The sequence below is a fragment of the Sporosarcina sp. P32b genome, assembly GCF_002743335.1.
Taxonomy (GTDB): Bacteria; Bacillota; Bacilli; order Bacillales_A; family Planococcaceae; genus Sporosarcina.
The window spans coordinates 82379-101853 of the sequence record NZ_PDZB01000003.1 but is presented as its reverse complement, the minus strand read 5'-3'; the positions used below and the strand labels follow the sequence as shown (position 1 = coordinate 101853).

Below are 19475 nucleotides of genomic sequence, written 5' to 3'. Positions count from 1 at the left end.
CTTCATTTCCATATAAGAATGAAAACGAAAGTGGATTTTGGTTCATCTTATTTTGCTACAGATTTTTTTGCTGTTTCTGCAAGTTGTGCAAATGCTGGTGCATCTGTCACTGCAAGTTCTGCAAGCATCTTACGGTTAACATCGATGCCAGCTACTTTCAAGCCGTGCATTAATGTGCTGTATGAAATACCATTCACACGAGCAGCCGCGTTGATACGTGTGATCCATAGTCTACGGAAATCACGTTTTTTGTTACGACGGTCACGGTAAGCATAGTTATAAGATTTCATTACCTGTTGGTTTGCTACCTTATAAAGTCTATGTTTTGAACCGAAATAACCTTTTGCTAATTTCAATACTTTTTTATGACGCTTGCGCGTTACTGTTCCACCTTTTACGCGTGGCATAGTGCATTACCTCCTGCTTATCCTATAAGTGTGTGTTCGGTCTTACTTCATGTTTGTTAGCATTTCGCGAATACGCTTGTAATCGCCTGAAGAAACTAGTGAAGACTTACGTAAGTGACGCTTAGCCTTCGTAGATTTGTTAGCAAATAGGTGACTTGTGTAAGCACGGCCACGTTTTAATTTACCAGATCCAGTTCTTTTGAAACGTTTCGCGGAACCGCGGTGAGTTTTCATTTTTGGCATGTTCTGTTCCTCCTAAATTGTTCGTGTTACTCTTACTGTTACTGTTTCTCGGCAAGTGGGGCAAGTATTAAGAACATGCTCCGACCTTCCATTTTTGGTTTTACTTCAACAGTTGCAACTTCTTTACAAGCTTCTGCAAAGCGATCAAGTACTCGTTGGCCAATTTCTTTGTGCGTAATCGCACGACCGCGGAAACGAATCGAAGCTTTTACCTTATCCCCATTTTCAAGGAACTTGATTCCGTTACGAAGTTTCGTTTGGAAATCATGCTCATCAATTGTAGGGCTAAGTCGTACTTCTTTTACGTTGATGATCTTTTGATTCTTACGTACTTCACGCTCTTTCTTTTGCTGTTCGAACTTGAACTTTCCATGGTCCATAACACGAGCTACTGGGGGCTTCGCTTGTGGAGCAACAAGAACTAAGTCCAGGTTTGCTTGAGCAGCAATTTCTAAAGCTTCATTACGTGTTTTGATACCGAGTTGCTCGCCGTTGTGATCAATTAGTCGCAACTCACGTGCTCGGATACCATCATTTACGTACATGTCTTTGCTAATAGTAATCCACCTCCGAATATTGTCTCGTGAATACATGTTTTGGTATATCGGAAATTCCGATTTCAAAGTCCCATAGGTCTATCCATTTTACAAAATAAAAAAAGTAGACAAATATGATTTGTCTACCCGCGTAAGTATACTATGCTAGTACGCATAGATATAAACTTATTGTGCTAACCTGGCAACAACTTCATTGCGTCGATCAGGTGAGAAGCGGGTAGCCTCTTCTTATACCACAAACTGTATTCAGTTAACCTTATTAATAATAACATCTTTAGTATCAAGTGTCAATAACTCTGTAGATCTCATGGTTGGATGCACAGGTTATGTTTGAATTAATTCAACTTTTTAAGTATAGCGCATATTAAATTGAATTGCAACTACTATTTTAAACACTTTAGAAATGCGGAATAAATAACAGCTTTAACCCCACTTCAACGCTTGCGGCTGGTTAACGCGATTGAACCCAGACAAGATGAACTCTTGTCTGGCTCATCGCTACGCCTACCGCATAAAGCCTTGTGTAATAAGTGGAAAGCATTCCTAAAAAAACAGATGCAAGGTACTTATTTCTTCTTTTAGTCTTTCTTCACGTCTTCTTTGATTAACTCAAGGAACGCGTCGAATGACATACTTTCAGAATTTTGTTCACCGTATTTACGAACGTTGACTTCGCCGGCTTCCATTTCACGATCTCCTAGTACAAGCATGTATGGAACTTTTTGTACTTGTGCTTCACGGATTTTATAACCAATCTTCTCATCACGGCTGTCTACGTCTACTCGGAAGCCTGCCATTGTCAGTTTTTCTTTAACGCTCTCTGCATAATCAAAGTGAACGTCAGGTGATACTGGGATGAGTTCTACTTGGATCGGTGCTAACCATGTCGGGAACGCGCCTTTGTATTCTTCAATTAAGAAGGCAACAAAACGTTCCATTGTCGATACGACACCTCTGTGAATGACGACTGGACGATGTTGCTTGCCGTCTTCTCCGATGTACGTAAGGTCGAAGCGCTCAGGTAATAAGAAGTCCAGTTGTGCAGTGGAAAGTGTCTCTTCCATGCCGATTGCTGTTTTCACTTGGACATCTAACTTCGGACCGTAGAATGCTGCTTCGCCTTCTTCTTCTGTATACGGAAGCTCCATCTCATCCATTGCTTCTTTTAACATCGTTTGTGCGCGTTCCCACATTTCATCGTCATCAAAATATTTCGTTGTATCTTCAGGATCGCGATACGATAGACGGAATGAATAATCTTTGATATTGAAGTCTTTATATACTTCAATGATTAACATGACCACACGTTTAAACTCTTCTTTAATCTGATCTGGACGCACGAAGATATGTGCATCGTTCAATGTCATTCCGCGTACACGCTGGAGACCTGAAAGTGCTCCAGACATTTCATAACGGTGCATTGTGCCGAGTTCTGCCAAACGGAGTGGCAAGTTACGATACGAATGAATACCATTTTTATAAATCATCATGTGGTGAGGACAGTTCATTGGACGTAGAACAAGATCTTCGTTATCCATGCTCATTGTTGGGAACATGCTATCTTGATAATGATCCCAGTGACCAGAAGTTTTGTAGAGATCTACACTTCCCAGTACCGGAGTATAGACGTGCTGATAGCCTAGTCTTTCTTCTTTATCTACAATATAACGCTCTACTACACGGCGAATGGTAGCGCCTTTTGGCAACCATAACGGAAGACCTTGTCCAACTTTTTGTGAATTCGTGAAGAGATTCAATTCTTTACCGATTTTTCGGTGATCACGCTCTTTCGCTTCTTCAAGCATACGCAAGTGTTCTTTCAGCTCGTCTTTTTTGAAGAAAGCTGTTCCGTAGATACGCTGAAGCATTTTGTTATCAGAGTTTCCTCTCCAATAAGCTCCTGCAATGCTTAACAATTTAAATTCTTTTAGTTTACCTGTAGACGGGACGTGAATACCACGGCATAGGTCAAAGAATTCACCTTGTTCATAAATGGACACTTGTTGATCTTCAGGAATTGCTTCAAGAAGTTCCAATTTGTATTCATCATCTATTTCTTTGAAACGTTTTTCGGCTTCAGCGCGGGATACATCGTGACGAATGACCGGCAAGTTTTCACCGATGATGCGTTTCATTTCTTTTTCTAATTCAGGTAAGTCTTCAGCTGTAATCGGTGTAGGTGAATCGATATCATAATAGAATCCATTTTCGATAGTAGGCCCTATTCCAAGTTTCGCATCTGGGAATTTACGTTTGACGGCTTGTGCCAAAAGGTGAGCCGTACTATGGCGCAGAATTTCCAATGCTTCATCTGATGTTGGCGTAATGATACTAATATCTCCATCTGTATGGATTGGTGATTTCAAATCGATCAGCTGATCTCCAATTTTTCCTGCCAATGCGCTTTTACGCAATCCAGGACTAATGGAGCCTGCAATTTCTTCTGTTGTGACGCCGTCCTCGAATTCTTTTACTGCTCCATCTGGAAATGTTAAATGAATATTTTCTGGCATGTGTATGACTCCCTTTCTTTTTTTGAACGCAAAAAAGCCCCATCCCTAAAGGGACGAGGCTTGAGCTCGTGGTTCCACCCTTCTTCCTTCCATTCGCAAAAACGCGAAAAGACCGAAGCTTTCGATCGGCTAACGGGCCGCTACCGTCATCAGCTACTTCATTTCACTGATGCTGCTTGGAGGTGGTAAATTTATCTTCTGCCTACAAGGGTTTCAGCCAAGCCCCTGTTCTCTGGATAGGTGAAAAATAAATTATTGTCCTCTTCGATGCATTTTAACATTTTATGAATGTTGAACTGTGTAATAGTATAGAAAAGTCTGAGCATAATTGCAAGTGTAATCGAGTAATTCTTTCAATAAAGCAATTTTATAAGGGAAGATTAATCCCGCCAGTTCTCCCCACCTAGTTTAAATGGCTGGCTGACCATGCGGATTCTTTCCATAATTCGTGCAGCTTTAATAGGCTCTTTTTCCCCACGTTGACTCGTTGTGAGATGATGTTCTAATTCATCATAATTAAAGTTGGATGTAAAGAATACGGGTAGCTTTTCCGCCATACGGTACTGTAGGATTGTGCCAAGCACTTCGTCCCGTGTCCATGTTGACATTGTTTCTGCCCCTATATCATCGAGCATCAAGACAGGAGCTCGCTTCACAAATTCCACTTTTTCGTCCAATGTTTGGTTTTGAATAGACTGCTTCATCTCACGCAGGAATTCCGGCACATAGACGACAACAGTCTGTACACGTCGAGTGGCTAATTCATTCGCCAACGCACCTAAAATGAAGGATTTACCAATACCGAAATTACCGAATAGATAGAATCCCCTTTCAGGAACCTTACCGGCAGAATCGATTTGATTCAAGAAATCTTTAGCAGCCCGCATCACGACCACGCGACTATCCTCTGACAGGAAATTCACATCAGCTAGACGTGCTTCCATCACTTCTTTAGGCATGTACATACTATTCACCATTCTCGAGATGTTTTTACGTTCATCTTCCAACTGTTTAGTAGGACAGACTACGTAATCAATATCAATTAGGCGCTGTGCTATGACTAGTTTCGGCTCAAAGCCTTTCATGACATTAATACACCCTTCGAGATTCGGACAGCGCTCACAAGCGTGGGATGCTGTTGTGAATTCATATAATTTCCCTAGGCTGCGATTGACCACTTCTGTATTGACTTCATCAGAATGATCGTTAATAAATTGTTGTACAGACGGATCTTCCATAACTTCCGTTTTAAGCTCGTCGTATTTTTGAGCTAATGAAGGAGCATTCACTACGCGTTTCATCGCATCCCCAATTCGTTCCATATTACTTCACCTCTGATTCTTGAATCCCCAATTCTTTCAATAACTTCTGGCGTTCTTCCTCCACATTGAAGTCATCAGGTTTTTCGGATTTCTTACTCTTTTTATCACGCTTTGAAAACCATTCGGGAACTTTTTCTTCTCTTGTTGGCTTTCGATTTCTAGGCGTCGACTGCTTTCCTTCTTTAAGCCATTTCATGTATTGATCATGTTCTTCTCGTGATAGCTTCAAAGCGGTTTTCGCATCGTTTACTTGTTTATTCGCCCAATGAGAAGCGATTCGTTCCACAAAACTGCTCGTAATTTTGCCATCATTACGTAGCATTACATATTGTAGCAAAACATTGACGACACCCACTGGGAATTTATGCAGATTGATTAACCGCTCTGCAAGTTGAATGTCTACAAGGAATGGTTCTTTTTTGCTGACTTTGCGTAACATCTCTTTCGGTGGTGTATGTTCCAAATAGAATAGCAATTCTTCGTCACGACTCATATTCTCTTTTGGCACTTCATCGACTACCGGCTGTGTAAACACCGACTGTAATTTAGGTGGTTGTTTTGACGTATTCATCTTATAAAACTCCGCAGCCGCCTTACGAACTTTTTCTTCTGTCAGCTGATGATTTTCATCCATTGCAATCATCACGACCTTTTGCATATCAAGCGGACTGAGTGAATACAAAAAAGCTAGCATCGCAATCATTTCCTGAGAAATAGTTCGTAACGAAGCTTTAGGGATCATTTGTTCTGAAAGACCGTTATAAAATAAATCAAAATTAAAATTTGCTACATAAAACGGTATGCCTGGAGGTTCACTCTTTCCTTGAAATTGCATTCCTGCAGTCAATTCCATCGCTTGATCGCCTCTTGCTGGTTTATAGACATCTAAAAATGTCCGTGATATATCTTGATACTCCTCTTTCGCAATAGGCTCCTCTAAAAACCGGGCACGCAACTGACGATAGGGTTGCTCTCCGATTTTACTGAATAAAAATGTAGATAGGAGCGGATCACTGAAAAAAGAAGGTGCATCGAGAGGCGGTAATAATTCGTAAAGGAAAGACCGCTTATCTATTTCTTGTTTCTTCTTATACGTACGCAATAACCCAATAGCTTCCAATGAAATCCTCGCTTCAAAAATGGCTTGAAGTGGGAAAGAAGACATATTCATTAAATAATAGTGGGTATGTTCTTGCGGTTCTCTGCTCTCCGCATCTGTCCAAAGTGTCATAAACAAACTGACCGCTTCAGGACCGATAAGTGGCTGGTAAAATAGCGTGAGCATCTGTCGGTCATACGCAGAGAACGGATGTGCTAATTTCACTTCGAAGGAATCGACAGGCTGCAACTCTGTATAAAGCATTTTAACAATCGCCTCCCCTTCTAGATCAACATCTTACTCTTGTTCATCTTTCCTGTTTTGCAATTGTTGCAACTCGTCAATAAAGACTGTGATGTCTTTGTAATGTCGGTAGACAGACGCGAATCGTACATACGCTACTTCATCGACATCCACTAGTCGTTCCATCACCATTTCTCCTACTTGTTCAGAATCTATTTCGACATTTCCTGAGCTTCTTAGTTCTTTTTCGATAGAACTGACAATATCTTTTAATTGTTCAATCGGAACCGCACGTTTTTCACACGCGCGAATTAATCCTCTTAGCAATTTTTCACTGCTAAACTCTTCCCGTGTCTTATCTTTCTTTACGACAACTAGCGGAGAATGCTCTACTTTTTCAAATGTCGTGAAACGAAAACTACATTTTTCGCATTCACGTCTTCGTCGAATGGAGCGGTTTTCTTCCGCTGGCCGCGAATCAATTACACGTGTTCCGTTATAGTGACAAGCTGGACATAACATAGTTAGTTCCTCCGCATTTTCATTAGTACTTTTCATTATAACAGAAACTATCCAGACAACAACAAACGGACATACAAAAGCACTTCATCCCGTAAGATGAAGTGCTGATTCATTCATTAAGAAGTTACTTTGTCATTTAATGCAGCAGCGACTTTTTTCGCCAATTGCACAACACGTGCTGAATAACCCCACTCATTATCATACCAAGCAAGCACTTTGATTTTACGATCGCCCATGACCATGGTAGAAAGTCCATCAAGTGTTGCAGATTCTGTAGTCGTATTGAAGTCAATCGATACAAGAGGTTCTGTAGTAAAGCGAAGAATGCCTTTCATCGGGCCTTCTGCTGCTTTACGGAACGCGTTGTTCACTTCTTCAACCGTCACATCTTTTTCAACGTCCACTACCAAGTCCACAAGGGAAACATTCGGTGTCGGGATGCGTAATGCCAAACCATGAATCTTCCCTTCCAGCTCAGGGAGTACAAGAGACAACGCTTTTGCAGCACCTGTTGAAGTAGGAATGATGGACTCTCCACAAGAACGCGCGCGGCGCAAATCTTTATGAGGGTTGTCCAGGTTCTTCTGATCATTCGTATATGCGTGTACAGTTGTCATTAAGCCGTTTACAATACCGAATTCATCATTCAATACTTTGGCAACGGGGGCTAGACAGTTGGTTGTACAACTAGCATTAGAAATTACACTATGTTTGTTCACATCTAATTTGTCGTCATTCACTCCGATTACAACGGTTACGTCTTCATTTTTACCTGGAGCTGTTAAAATTACTTTCTTTGCTCCGGATTCCAAGTGAAGTGCTGCTTTGTCACGAGAGTTGAATACACCTGTTGATTCTATAACGATATCTACGCCAAGTTCTTTCCAAGGCAATTTCGAAGGGTCACGCTCAGTAATTAATTGTACACGTTTGCCGTTAACAATGATCGCGTTTTCTTCCGCTACGATTTCACCATCGAACACTCCATGTGTGGAGTCGTATTTCAAGAGATGTGCAATCGTTTCAGCTGGATATGTCGCATTGACAGCTACTAGATTAACATCGTCTTCCTTGATAATCTGGCGGAATACCATCCGTCCAATACGGCCGAGTCCGTTAATTGCAATTTTTGTAGTCATTAAAGGGATCCTCCTGCATGTATGTTATACTTTATATCCTTAATCGTTCATTAGTATAACACATTTTATCATTATGCCAACACTATTACACATTAAATTTACAAATTAATTCTCCACGCTCATGATCTCGGTACAGCTTGCCAGTTTTCAAGGATTGTATCTAGCTGCTTTTCGGTTTCTTCCACTGTATCATTATTGTGAATAACCGCATCAGCGCCTTGTTCTTTGATGTCCATATCCAGTTGCGATGCAATTCTGACATCTGCTTCTGCTTCCGTTAATTCATTGCGTGCCATTAGTCTCTGCTTTTGAATTTCCTTTGTAACAGAAACCACGACAATCCTCTCCACATAGTCCTGAAGCTTACTTTCAAACAGTAAAGGGATGTCCATGATGACCGTTTCATAGCCTTGCGTTAAATACTCTTCTTTCTGACTGACCATTCGCCCTCTGATTGCAGGATGCATCAATTCATTTAACTGTTGTCGCTTCACTTCATCGCCAAAAATAACCGCACCAAGCTGTTCGCGATTGAGTGTGCCATCTTCCCGTAATACCTCTTGACCGAATGTCTGCTCTATTTTATCAAGCAATGGACTGCCTGGCTCCACCACTTCCCTCGCGATTACATCCGCATCGACAATAGGGTAACCTTTTTCACGCAACATATTGGCTACAGTACTTTTCCCGCTCGCTATACTTCCTGTTAATCCGATAATCACGTTCATCCCTCCTTATTTTTGGCAAGCTGGACAATAGACAGACGTTCTGCCCGCAATCTGCTTACTCTTAGTCGGTGTGTCACATGCTAAACATGTTTTTTTACCGTACATATGCAGTCGATCTTGCATCGTGCCCGCGTTGCCGTTAACTGAACGATAGTCGGATATTGTACTGCCACCCGCATCGATACTTTCTTGCAAAACACGTACAATTTCTTCAAACAATAAAACTTTGCGCTTCTTGCTGATCCGCTCCGCTGAGCGCCCCGGATGAATCTTCATATGAAACAGCGCTTCTGTAGCATAAATATTGCCGCATCCCGAAATTACTTTGCCATCCATGATGACTTCTTTGATCGGTTTTCTTTTATACTTCGGAGTTTCTGCCATCGATAAAAAATGTTGTAGTGCTTCATCAGAAAAAGGTTCTGGTGCCATCTCTAACAAAGGAGGAAAATCTTCTTCAGATTGCAAAAGACGCATTTCGCCGAATCTTCGTATATCCGAGTAGACTAGTAATCCGCCATCTTCCATTTCTAAAAAGACATGCGCATGCTTGCGGAATTTCTCTTCTGTAATTTCGTCAGGAGAATCTACGACAAACCAAGCGCCCGTCATGCCAAGATGGCTGACGAGCAAGTATGGTTGATTTTCTTTCAATAAATGAAAATAAATATATTTACTGCGACGCACAATTTTCTCGACTTGCATGTTCTCCATGCCGTGAAGAAAGTCGTCTACAGATTTTCCTTTAATAATCGTTTCTTTTCCAGCTGTTTTAGAAATGACGACGGTATCCGATACAGATAGTTGCTTCACCGTACGCCCTTCCACGAGTGGCGCAAGGTCTCGCACCACTCCTTCTACTTCCGGTAATTCTGGCATGTATATTCACTCACTTCGTTTCGTACCAAGACTTGCCATAATTCCAATCGACTTTCAACGGAACGTCGAGTTGAATCGTTTGTTCCATGACTTCCGGTACGATTTCTTTTAGTTTCTCCAACTCTTCCATAGGCGCCTCAAAGATCAACTCATCATGCACTTGTAGTAGCATTCGTGCTTGCATATTTTCTTTTTCGAGTCTGGCATCCATATCGATCATTGCTTGCTTAATGATGTCTGCCGCCGTTCCTTGAATCGGCGTGTTCATCGCTGTACGTTCAGCAAAGCCACGCAAGTTGAAATTCGAACTCGTAATATCCGGCAAATACCGTCTACGTTTCAATAGTGTTGTCACATAGCCTTTTTGCTTAGCGTCAATAATACTGTCATCCATATACTGTTTGACGCCTGGGAAACTCGCTAAATACGTATCGATAAATTCCCCTGCTTCTTTACGAGTAATATTTAAACTTTGTGATAATCCATAATCACTGATGCCATAGACGATACCAAAGTTGACCGCTTTTGCAGCGCGACGCATATTGCTATCGACTTCTTCTTGCTTCACACCAAACACATCCATGGCGGTTTTCGTATGAATATCCGCACCTTGACGGAATGCTTCAATCAATTTTTCATCTTGCGAAATATGTGCCAGTACACGCAATTCAATTTGTGAATAGTCGGCCGCAAACATAATCCATTCTGTTTCAGATGGAATGAATGCTGCACGTATTTTGCGTCCTTCTTCCAAACGGATCGGGATATTTTGCAAGTTGGGATTGATCGAGCTCAATCTTCCCGTCTGTGTTAAGGCTTGCTGGAAACGTGTATGGATTTTTCCGTCTTCATGAATTTCTTTCGTTAGTCCTTCAATATATGTGGAATTTAATTTGCCGAGCTGTCTGTATAGTAAAATGTGTTGAATGATTTCATGTTCGCTTTCGAGCTTCTCTAACACATCCGCAGCTGTCGAGTAACCCGTCTTCGTTTTCTTAATAGGAGTTAATCCGATTTTCTCAAATAAAATGACGCCGAGTTGTTTAGGCGAATTAATATTGAATTTCTCGCCAGCCATTTCATAGATCGTCTTTTCGATGACTGCCAGACGTTCCGATAACTGCTCGCCTATCGTTTTCAGCACATCTACGTCCGTTTTCACACCGGTTACTTCCATTTTTCCGAGAATCTTTGCTAACGGTAATTCTAGGTCATGGAACAGGTCTTGCTGTTCATTTTCCTCCAACTGTTTCGAGACTACAGGATACAACTCCCATACCGCATGTGCTTTTCTCGCTGTATGATTAGCCAGTTGTTCAGGTGCTGGTACAGTCCGTTTAGCTCCTTTGCCATAGACCGCTTCATCACTTTCTACCCCATGGTAGCCAAATGAACGAGCAATTTCTGAGACTTCATTTGTTGAGAATGAAGGATTGACGATGTACGCCGCCAGCATAAGATCGAATTCTGCACCATTTAGCTCCATGCCAAGTCGTGCAATCGCTGCATAGGCTGATTTAGAATCTGAAACATATTTACGCGTTGCATGGTCTGCAATCCAGTTTTTAAAGAGGTCAGACGATGTAGCTAATTCCGTAGAAATGAAATACGTATCTGTTTCATTCGACAGACCTATACCTAAAATATCTTGAGATAAATAATTATCTCCATCGATTTCGACATGCACAGACATCGTATCCGTCAACATCTCGGAAGTAATTTCCTCCACTGTGTGAACAGCGATTTCTTCTAGTGGTTGAACTTCGACAGATACATCCATCTTTTCAAGCAATGATTTAAATTGTAATTCTTTATATAGTTGTATAACTTCTTCTTCGTTACGTCCAACAAAGTCCAAATCATTCAATGACACCGTAATCGGTGCGTGAACTTCAATTGTTGCAAGTTCTTTACTCATGAACGCTTGGTCTTTATTGTTCACGAGATTTTCTTTCATTTTCTTTGCTGTGATTTGATCGATCGATTCATAGACAGCTTCTACTGAACCATATTCCTTCAATAATTTCAGTGCTGTTTTTTCACCAATTCCAGGTACACCTGGGATATTGTCGGATGCATCGCCCATCAAACCTTTCATGTCGATGATCTGCAATGGTGCAATACCATATTTCTCTTCGATGTGTGCTGGTGTATATTTTTCAAGATCGGTAATGCCTTTTCTAGTAATACATACGGTCGTCTGATCATTCGCAAGTTGTGTTAAATCTTTATCTCCCGAAATGATGACGACTTCTGCTTCCGCATCACTGCACTCTCTGCTCAACGTCCCGATAATATCATCAGCTTCATATAAATCGAGTTCATATTGCGTAATGCCGAATGCTTCAATTAGTTTACGAATATACGGGAACTGCTCCGATAGCTCTGGTGGAGTTTTTTGACGTCCGCCTTTGTATTCTGTATACGTACTGTGGCGGAAAGTTGTTTTGCCTGCATCCCAAGCTACGATCACATGCGTCGGTTTTTCATTCGCTAAGATGGTCTCTAACATCATAGTAAAACCATATACCGCGTTTGTATGAACACCTTTTTCATTCGTTAATAAAGGTAAAGCGAAAAATGCACGATAGGCTAAGCTGTTACCATCCAATAAGACGACTTTCTTTTTCGTCAAAATTCATCCCACTCCTTCATGTTCGTCACTATAAAAAAACGTCATTTTCATCTAGTTTACCACGTTTGGCAACTCGAATGAAAATGACGCACTTATGATTACTCGATATTGCCGGTTAATAGCTTGGCATATGGAGAATCTGCTGGAAGGATGATCATCGTTTCGTCATCCACGACTTTCGTATAAGACTGAAGTGTTCTATACAGTTTGTAGAATTCAGGATCTTTTGCATACGCATTATTATAGATTTTTGCAGCTTCCGCTTCACCTTGCGCAGTGACAATCGCTGCTTCTTTTTTCGCTTTTGCTAACATTTCCTGCACTTCACGATCTGTTTCCGCTTCAATCTTCTGCTTTTCTGCATCCCCTTCTGACAGGTATGATTGCGCAGTCGAATCACGTTCTGAAATCATCCGTGTGTAGATAGATTGTTCGTTTTCTTCAGGTAAATCAATACGCTTCATACGGACATCCACTACTTTAATTCCATAATTTCCGTCGTCCAAGAACTTATTTACTTTGGCCGTGACATCATCATTCAAGCTTCCGCGAGAAGAATCTTCGTCATTGACGACATTGACATAATCAAGACGTCCCATTTCATTACGGACAACAGAATAAATAAATTCTTCCATTCTCGCTTCCGCATTGACGATATTACGTGCGTTCGAAATCATTTTCGCAGGATCAGTAATATGCCATATTGCATAGTTGTCAATGATGATCCGCTTCTTATCTTTTGTATTGATTTCAGCTTCTGACACATTAGAAGTCATTCGGTTTTTCGGCAATGTACTTACACTTTGAATGAATGGTATTTTCATATTGATACCAGGTTTTTCGATAATCCGTGTGATCTCACCAAACTGACGAACGACACGATACTCATTCTCTTTTACGATAAATAAGTTAGATAACAGAATAACGAGAATCGCAAAAACTACTGTTAGCGAGATAATGAGTTTCGTATACTTTTTCATATCAAACGCTTTTTTCGGTCGCATCTGTGTAACTTTAGGATCTGATTCCGGTCCTGGCTTCTGCGCACTTCTTTTTTGATCAGTTTCCCCCATTTTCTTGAGGGCCTCTTCTATCTTCTTGAAAGGGTTTTGTTCGTTACTCATGAAGCTTTCCCTCCTTTTTCAGCTGACTTATCCTTTTCTTCCGTTACAGGCGGCTGATCTTTTTGCAATTGTTGGAGTGGTAAATACTTCATCGTTTCTCCGCTATCGTTCATGATGTAAAGGTTCGCTTTAGGTAAAACTTGTTCTAGCGTCTCAATGATCAAACGCTCGCGAGTGATATCTTTACTTTTTGCGTATTCATTATATAAATCGCTGAATACCGCCACGTCACCACGTGCTTGTTCTATACGTGCCGTCTTTTTCCCTTGCGCTTGGGATTTGATCGCGTCACGTTCACCGATTGCTTCTTTCGTTCTCTGGTTCTCATATTTTTTCGCTTCGTTAATCTTCGTGTTTTTCGTTTCACGCGCATCCGTTACTGCGGTAAATGCTGCACGTACTTCTGCGTTCGGTAATTCAACGTCTTGTAGCTTTACGCCTTGTACCGCGACACCGATATCATATTTCTCTACTAAACTAGTCAATAAATCACGTGTCTTCGCTTCGATTTCGGCTTTTCCATCCGTTAAAGCCGCATCGATTGTGGAACTACCGATGACAGAACGAATAGATGCAGATGCCGCATCCCTTAAGATCTCAATAGGATCTTCCGCATTAAATAAATACTTCTTTGGATCGACAATACGCCACTGCACTGTCAAATCGGTCAGAACGATGTATTCATCCCCCGTAATCATCTTCGTTTCCTTATCTACGATTTCCCCCGACTTGTCTTGCTTGTAACCGAAATGGATACTATACGTTTCCTTCGATAAAATCTCTGTCTTCTGAATCGGCCAAGGTAATTTAAAATGTAGACCTGAGTCCGTCACAGGTGCGCCAGCTTGCCCGAACGAAATGACGACAGCTTGTTCAGATTCGTCTACTGTGTACCACGTGGTAAAGACGATCAATAAAAGTACTAATCCGGTGATAAACAAACCGAGTGTCACCAGGATTCTTTTTGTGCTCATATCTGTTCCCCCTTTTCTATGTATGACTACTGTACGGAACAGTAGTCTAGTAAGTTTCAATTTCTTTACTACATTTATTCATGTGTAGGTAACTGAATACGGAAAACCGTGCCAACACCCACTTCACTGTCCACTGTGACGGTGCCATGATGCGCTTCAGCAATGTGTTTCACAATCGCAAGACCTAATCCTGTGCCGCCTGACTCCCTGCTTCTAGCACGATCTACGCGGTAAAAACGTTCAAAGAGACGCGGTAGCTCTGAAGACATAATACCAATCCCTTGGTCACGAACCGTAATTTCTACGTACTCTTCAATTTCTTCTACAGAAACCGTCACAACCGTTTCTTCTTGCGAGTAGGCAATGGCATTATTCAATAAGTTCACCATCACTTGCACTAATCGATCATGATCTGCAGGTATGATTAGTTGTCCTGGCATTTGCAAATCGATTCGCATATCTTTTTCCTGAACTCTTGCTTGAACGATTTTGATGGACTGTTCGACTACTTCCACTACATCAACCGGTGTTCGTATAATTTCAAAACTTCCACGTTCCATACTGGACAAGCGCAATAAATCTTCAATCAATAATTGCAGACGATTACTTTCTTTATACATAATCTCCAGGAATTCACGTTTCATCACAGGATCTTCCACCGCGCCATCTAGCAACATTTCTGAAAAACCTTTAATTGACGTCACAGGTGTTTTTAATTCATGAGACACATTCGCCACGAAATCCTTCCGTATTTGTTCAAGACGAACCAATTCTGTAATGTCGTGCATAATGATAACGATTCCAAGCCAGTTACCGTTTTCACCTATTACAGGAGCACCGTACACTTCTAAATGACAAATACCTTCTGGAAGTAATACTTCAGATTGAAATGTACGCACTTCTTCAGTTAAAAATATCGTTTCAATTTCTTTTTCAATATCTGAAGGCAAACCGATATCTTTAAACGTTTTCCCCATCAACTCTTCTCCATTGCGATGGAATGTTTCTTCAAACACGCGGTTCACCAAGTTCACTGCACCTTGTCTTCCAAACATTAATAGACTGCTACCAATGCTGCTGACCAATGTTTTTAAACGCTCTTGTTCCATTGCGCGAAGTGAAGAGTTACCTTGTAATTTTTGTGCGACTTGATTAATGGAATTCGTTAGTTGATGATTGATTTCACTGTCTTCATTATGCGCACGCGCCAAATAATTCCCCTGTGCCAATTGATGCACAACACCTGTGAAGTGATCAATCGGCTTAACATACTGTTGAAGAATTTTTGCCATAACAAACATCATGACAACAAATACTAAAACTAGCGTAAACAGTAAGTAGACCCAATAGGTTTGTTGTATGGTCGCATCCACATTTTCTCCAAACAAATGAAAAAATTGTCCTAAGATAATTCCTAGCACAATTAGTAAAATAGATAAAATGACTGCAGATGCTGTTAAAATTCTTCTGTAATAGTACTTCATCTAGTTTTGCTCCCCGAACTTGTAACCGACGCCTCTCATCGTTTTAATATAGCGCGGCTTCCTCGTATTTTCTTCGATTTTATCGCGCAAATGACTCACGTGCACATCAACAATTCTTGAATCTCCTGCAAAATCGTAATTCCACACCGCTTGTAGCAACTGATCACGAGAGAACACTCGATTCGGATGCTTCATGAAATAAACAAGCAACTCAAATTCTTTCGGTGTAAATTCTAATGGTTTCTCGTCTAAATAGACTTCTAAGCGCTCAGGATACACTGTCAACTGCCCAGCAACCAATTTCTTTTCCTTCATATGGTTGCGCTCACCTGTACGCCTAAGAACCGCACGAACTCTTGCCGCCACTTCACGTGGACTAAAAGGCTTGGTCATATAATCATCGGCACCCATTTCTAGGCCAACGATTTTATCCATCTCTTCTCCTTTAGCAGTCAACATGATAATAGGCGTTTCAATATCCTCTTTTCTCAGCATACGGCAAACTTCTAATCCGTCTATTTTGGGCAACATTAAATCCAGGATAATCAAATCAGGCTGTTCATCTAAAACTTTCTCCACGGCTTCTTCTCCATCATTTGCGAGTACTGTTTTATAGTCCGCTTGTTGCAATGTGAATTCAAGCAGTTTTTGTATAGACAGTTCATCTTCCACAATCAAAATCTTTTGTTGTTTAATTCCCATCCGCGGCTTCCTTTGTTTGTGCAAGTTTGACAGGTAACTTTTGCGGGGCGATAACCACTACTTCCCCACTCATAATTCGTTCTCCTTCTTGATCCGTCGCGTCTACTTGGATGGTTACTTGGTTCGACTGAATTTCAAGCTTCGTCACTTCCAGAACGAATTCAACAATTGAGTAATGATAGACAGGTTTAGGAAAATGCAGTTGCTGATTAATTATGTGCGCGCCTGGTCCAGGCATATGTTTTGAAATAGCTGCTGTCACGATCCCCGTCAACATGATGGGCGGAACAATGGGCTGTCCATATATCGTCTCCGCTGCGTAATCATGTTGTAGATAAAGCGGATTGGCATCATTCGTCAATCCAAGGTACAGCATTAAGTCTTTATCTTCAATTTTCTCGGTCAAGTGCAGCCTCTCGCCGATTTCTAATTCTGTAATATCTTTTCCTATCAATTTCCGTCTACTTTTCAACAAATAAACCCCTCCTATATTTCTACAGTCATCAATGAAAAAGCTGAAAATTACTTCAATAATTAAATTATAACAATCCGTGCATGAAAAATCGAGCTAACAAGAAAAAAGATCGGACGGCTAGATAGCTGTCCGATCTTTCACCTATAATTTCACGCTAGAACACTCATTACTGTACGTACAGAGTCAGCGGACTTTTGAAGCCCCATTTTCTCATCGTCCGTTAATTCAAGCTCTATAATTCTTTCGATACCGCCAGCACCTAAAACCGTCGGCACTCCTAAATAAATCCCGTTCATACCGTATTCGCCTTCTAAGAACGCAATAGATGGTAATACACGTTTTTGGTCTTTCAAAATAGCTTCTGTCATTTCAACCAATGCAGCAGCTGGCGCATAATATGCAGATCCATTGCCTAGCAGATTGACGATTTCAGCTCCGCCTTTACGTGTACGTTCTACAATTTCTTCTAGACGACCAGCAGAGATCAAGTTTTCTAAAGGTACACCGCCAGCAGTTGAGTAACGCACTAGAGGCACCATATCATCTCCATGACCACCCAGAACGAATCCTGTTACATCTTTCACTGATAGATTCAATTCTTGTGCGACAAACGTCCGGAAACGGGCTGTATCCAGTACACCTGACTGACCGATAACACGTTCTTTAGGGAATTCGGATGCTTTGTATACCGTATACGTCATGGCGTCCACTGGATTTGTCAGAACGATAATCTTCGTATCAGGAGAATACTTTATAATTTCAGCTGTTACGGATTTCATTACTTTTTGATTTGTCTGTACTAAGTCGTCGCGGCTCATTCCAGGTTTACGCGCAATCCCTGCGGTAATGACAACTACATCAGAATCTTTTGTATCCTCGTAATTGGATGTACCGATGATGTTGGCATCAAACCCTTGAACCGGACCAGCTTCCAACATGTCTAACGCTTTGCCCTTCGTCGGATTTTCCATAGGTGGAATATCTACGATGACGACATCACATAATTCTTTTTGAGCTAAAAGGAATGCAGTTGTTGCTCCAGTAAAACCAGATCCGATAACCGATACTTTTTTACGCTTCAATGACATGCAAAACTCTCCTTTTTCAGAACAAATTAGTAGAAAAGAGGGGGATTCTCATCCCCCTCTTTCGTTAATGCTTATAGGTTTTTGATTAGTGCATCTGCGAATCCAGAAGTGCTTACTTCTTCTGCATTGTCCATTAGACGTGCGAAGTCGTATGTCACTACTTTAGATGCGATAGACTTTTCGATAGAAGCAGTGATTAGATCAGCCGCTTCAGTCCAGCCAAGGTGTTGAAGCATCATAACGCCTGATAGCAATAGGGATGAAGGGTTAACTTTATCCAATCCTGCATACTTAGGTGCTGTACCATGAGTAGCTTCAAAGATAGCATGACCTGTTTCGTAGTTAATGTTCGCTCCCGGAGCAATTCCGATTCCGCCTACTTGTGCAGCAAGTGCATCAGAAATATAGTCTCCGTTCAAGTTCATTGTAGCTACTACGTCAAACTCTTTAGGACGTGTAAGGATTTGTTGCAAGAAGATATCAGCAATTGCATCTTTAACGATGATTTTGCCAGCTGCTTCTGCATCAGATTGTGCTTTGTTTGCAGCATCTGTTCCTTCAGCGTCTTTAATACGATCATATTGTCTCCATGTGAATACTTTGTCGCCGAATTCTTCTTCAGCTAACTCGTAAGCCCAGCTTGCGAATGCGCCTTCTGTGAACTTCATGATGTTACCTTTGTGTACAATTGTTAGAGACTTGCGTCCTTCTTCAATTGTATAGTTCAATGCAGAACGTACTAAACGCTTCGTACCGTCTTCTGAAATTGGTTTGATTCCAAGACCGGAAGTTTCAGGGAAACGAATATTTTTAACACCTAATTCAGTTTGAAGGAAGTTAACTAATTTTTTCGCTTCGTCAGAACCTTTTTGGTACTCGATCCCAGCATAGATATCTTCCGTGTTCTCACGGAAAATAACCATGTCACAATCCTCAGGACGTTTCACGGGTGAAGGTACTCCTTCGAAATAACGAACCGGACGCAAGCAAGTGTAAAGATCTAGTTCTTGACGTAGTGCTACGTTCAATGAACGGAATCCTCCACCAATCGGCGTAGTAAGTGGCCCTTTAATCGCAATTAGATATTCTTCAATTGTGTCTAGAGTTTCTTTTGGAAGCCAGTCACCAGTTTCGTTGAATGCCTTTTCTCCTGCAAGAACTTCTAACCAATTAATCTTCTTTTTTCCGTCATAAGCTTTTTCAACAGCTGCTTCGATTACGCGTGAAGCTGCATGCCAAATATCCGGACCTGTGCCATCGCCTATAATGAAAGGAATCGTTGCGTGATCTGGGACGTTTAAAACACCGTTAGTTACTGTAATCTTTCCATCATTAGCCATT

Annotated in this window: 18 protein-coding genes and 1 other annotated feature; all 18 genes read right to left on the bottom strand. The window is 41.2% G+C overall.

All coding sequences use genetic code 11. From position 1 onward, the window contains the following. Window positions 1-47: 47 nt before the first annotated feature. The 18 genes from rplT to icd all read right to left on the bottom strand — a co-directional run bounded on the left by rplT (window position 48) and on the right by icd (window position 19474). Window positions 48-407, bottom strand: a complete 360-nt coding sequence (rplT, locus tag CSV64_RS03605) for a 50S ribosomal protein L20 (RefSeq protein WP_029052910.1) — start codon at window positions 405-407, stop codon at window positions 48-50. Window positions 408-449: 42 nt separating this feature from the next. Then, the gene (rpmI, locus tag CSV64_RS03600) at window positions 450-650 is read right to left on the bottom strand and encodes a 50S ribosomal protein L35 (protein ID WP_085131191.1); all 201 of its coding nucleotides are present in this window, start codon (window positions 648-650) and stop codon (window positions 450-452) included. Window positions 651-688: 38 nt separating this feature from the next. Further along, window positions 689-1243: a translation initiation factor IF-3 gene (infC, locus tag CSV64_RS03595; RefSeq protein WP_099629673.1), complete on the bottom strand. Its 555-nt coding sequence runs from the start codon at window positions 1241-1243 to the stop codon at window positions 689-691. Window positions 1244-1785: 542 nt separating this feature from the next. Further along, a complete protein-coding gene (gene thrS, locus CSV64_RS03590; RefSeq protein WP_099632834.1) occupies window positions 1786-3720 on the bottom strand; it encodes a threonine--tRNA ligase in 1935 nt (644 codons plus the stop codon). Between the two features lie 46 nt (window positions 3721-3766). Continuing rightward, window positions 3767-3997: a binding site (T-box leader), on the bottom strand. Between the two features lie 103 nt (window positions 3998-4100). Further along, a complete protein-coding gene (gene dnaI, locus CSV64_RS03585) occupies window positions 4101-5042 on the bottom strand; it encodes a primosomal protein DnaI (RefSeq protein WP_099632833.1) in 942 nt (313 codons plus the stop codon). Between the two features lies 1 nt (window position 5043). Beyond that, window positions 5044-6405 (bottom strand): replication initiation and membrane attachment family protein, encoded by a 1362-nt coding sequence (locus tag CSV64_RS03580; RefSeq protein WP_099632832.1) that lies wholly within the window; start codon window positions 6403-6405, stop codon window positions 5044-5046. A 33-nt stretch (window positions 6406-6438) separates the two neighbouring features. Next, on the bottom strand, window positions 6439-6906 hold the full coding sequence (nrdR, locus tag CSV64_RS03575) for a transcriptional regulator NrdR (RefSeq protein ID WP_099632831.1): 468 nt from the start codon (window positions 6904-6906) through the stop codon (window positions 6439-6441). Between the two features lie 116 nt (window positions 6907-7022). Next, complete coding sequence (locus CSV64_RS03570; RefSeq protein WP_099632830.1) at window positions 7023-8045, bottom strand: glyceraldehyde-3-phosphate dehydrogenase; 1023 nt, start codon at window positions 8043-8045, stop codon at window positions 7023-7025. A 119-nt stretch (window positions 8046-8164) separates the two neighbouring features. After that, complete coding sequence (coaE, locus tag CSV64_RS03565; protein ID WP_099632829.1) at window positions 8165-8767, bottom strand: dephospho-CoA kinase; 603 nt, start codon at window positions 8765-8767, stop codon at window positions 8165-8167. Window positions 8768-8779: 12 nt separating this feature from the next. Beyond that, a complete protein-coding gene (gene mutM / locus CSV64_RS03560) occupies window positions 8780-9652 on the bottom strand; it encodes a bifunctional DNA-formamidopyrimidine glycosylase/DNA-(apurinic or apyrimidinic site) lyase (RefSeq protein ID WP_099632828.1) in 873 nt (290 codons plus the stop codon). Between the two features lie 10 nt (window positions 9653-9662). Further along, entirely contained in the window at window positions 9663-12287 is a 2625-nt protein-coding gene (polA, locus tag CSV64_RS03555; protein WP_099632827.1) for a DNA polymerase I, read from the bottom strand. Window positions 12288-12385: 98 nt separating this feature from the next. Further along, window positions 12386-13411 carry a protease modulator HflC gene (gene hflC / locus CSV64_RS03550; protein ID WP_099632826.1) on the bottom strand — a complete coding sequence of 342 codons (1026 nt, stop codon included), beginning with the start codon at window positions 13409-13411 and terminating at the stop codon, window positions 12386-12388. Next, window positions 13408-14385, bottom strand: a complete 978-nt coding sequence (hflK, locus tag CSV64_RS03545) for an FtsH protease activity modulator HflK (RefSeq protein ID WP_099632825.1) — start codon at window positions 14383-14385, stop codon at window positions 13408-13410. Before hflK ends, hflC begins: the two co-directional genes overlap by 4 nt. 74 nt (window positions 14386-14459) lie before the next feature. After that, window positions 14460-15869 (bottom strand): two-component system histidine kinase PnpS, encoded by a 1410-nt coding sequence (pnpS, locus tag CSV64_RS03540; RefSeq protein ID WP_099632824.1) that lies wholly within the window; start codon window positions 15867-15869, stop codon window positions 14460-14462. Continuing rightward, a complete protein-coding gene (locus CSV64_RS03535; RefSeq protein WP_099632823.1) occupies window positions 15870-16571 on the bottom strand; it encodes a response regulator transcription factor in 702 nt (233 codons plus the stop codon). Next, entirely contained in the window at window positions 16561-17046 is a 486-nt protein-coding gene (locus tag CSV64_RS03530; protein WP_099632822.1) for a MaoC/PaaZ C-terminal domain-containing protein, read from the bottom strand. Before CSV64_RS03530 ends, CSV64_RS03535 begins: the two co-directional genes overlap by 11 nt. Before the next feature lie 149 nt (window positions 17047-17195). Then, window positions 17196-18134: a malate dehydrogenase gene (mdh, locus tag CSV64_RS03525; protein WP_099632821.1), complete on the bottom strand. Its 939-nt coding sequence runs from the start codon at window positions 18132-18134 to the stop codon at window positions 17196-17198. Window positions 18135-18205: 71 nt separating this feature from the next. Next, a complete protein-coding gene (gene icd, locus CSV64_RS03520; RefSeq protein WP_099632820.1) occupies window positions 18206-19474 on the bottom strand; it encodes an NADP-dependent isocitrate dehydrogenase in 1269 nt (422 codons plus the stop codon). Between the last annotated feature and the right edge of the window lies 1 nt (window position 19475).

Coding starts and splice junctions, on each gene's coding strand:
- rplT (WP_029052910.1), bottom strand. CDS start 407: ATGCCACGCGTAAAAGGTGGAACAGTAACGCGCAAGCGTCATAAAAAA.
- rpmI (WP_085131191.1), bottom strand. CDS start 650: ATGCCAAAAATGAAAACTCACCGCGGTTCCGCGAAACGTTTCAAAAGA.
- infC (WP_099629673.1), bottom strand. CDS start 1,243: ATGTATTCACGAGACAATATTCGGAGGTGGATTACTATTAGCAAAGAC.
- thrS (WP_099632834.1), bottom strand. CDS start 3,720: ATGCCAGAAAATATTCATTTAACATTTCCAGATGGAGCAGTAAAAGAA.
- dnaI (WP_099632833.1), bottom strand. CDS start 5,042: ATGGAACGAATTGGGGATGCGATGAAACGCGTAGTGAATGCTCCTTCA.
- CSV64_RS03580 (WP_099632832.1), bottom strand. CDS start 6,405: ATGCTTTATACAGAGTTGCAGCCTGTCGATTCCTTCGAAGTGAAATTA.
- nrdR (WP_099632831.1), bottom strand. CDS start 6,906: ATGTTATGTCCAGCTTGTCACTATAACGGAACACGTGTAATTGATTCG.
- CSV64_RS03570 (WP_099632830.1), bottom strand. CDS start 8,045: ATGACTACAAAAATTGCAATTAACGGACTCGGCCGTATTGGACGGATG.
- mutM (WP_099632828.1), bottom strand. CDS start 9,652: ATGCCAGAATTACCGGAAGTAGAAGGAGTGGTGCGAGACCTTGCGCCA.
- hflC (WP_099632826.1), bottom strand. CDS start 13,411: ATGAGTAACGAACAAAACCCTTTCAAGAAGATAGAAGAGGCCCTCAAG.
- hflK (WP_099632825.1), bottom strand. CDS start 14,385: ATGAGCACAAAAAGAATCCTGGTGACACTCGGTTTGTTTATCACCGGA.
- pnpS (WP_099632824.1), bottom strand. CDS start 15,869: ATGAAGTACTATTACAGAAGAATTTTAACAGCATCTGCAGTCATTTTA.
- CSV64_RS03535 (WP_099632823.1), bottom strand. CDS start 16,571: ATGGGAATTAAACAACAAAAGATTTTGATTGTGGAAGATGAACTGTCT.
- mdh (WP_099632821.1), bottom strand. CDS start 18,134: ATGTCATTGAAGCGTAAAAAAGTATCGGTTATCGGATCTGGTTTTACT.
- icd (WP_099632820.1), bottom strand. CDS start 19,474: ATGGCTAATGATGGAAAGATTACAGTAACTAACGGTGTTTTAAACGTC.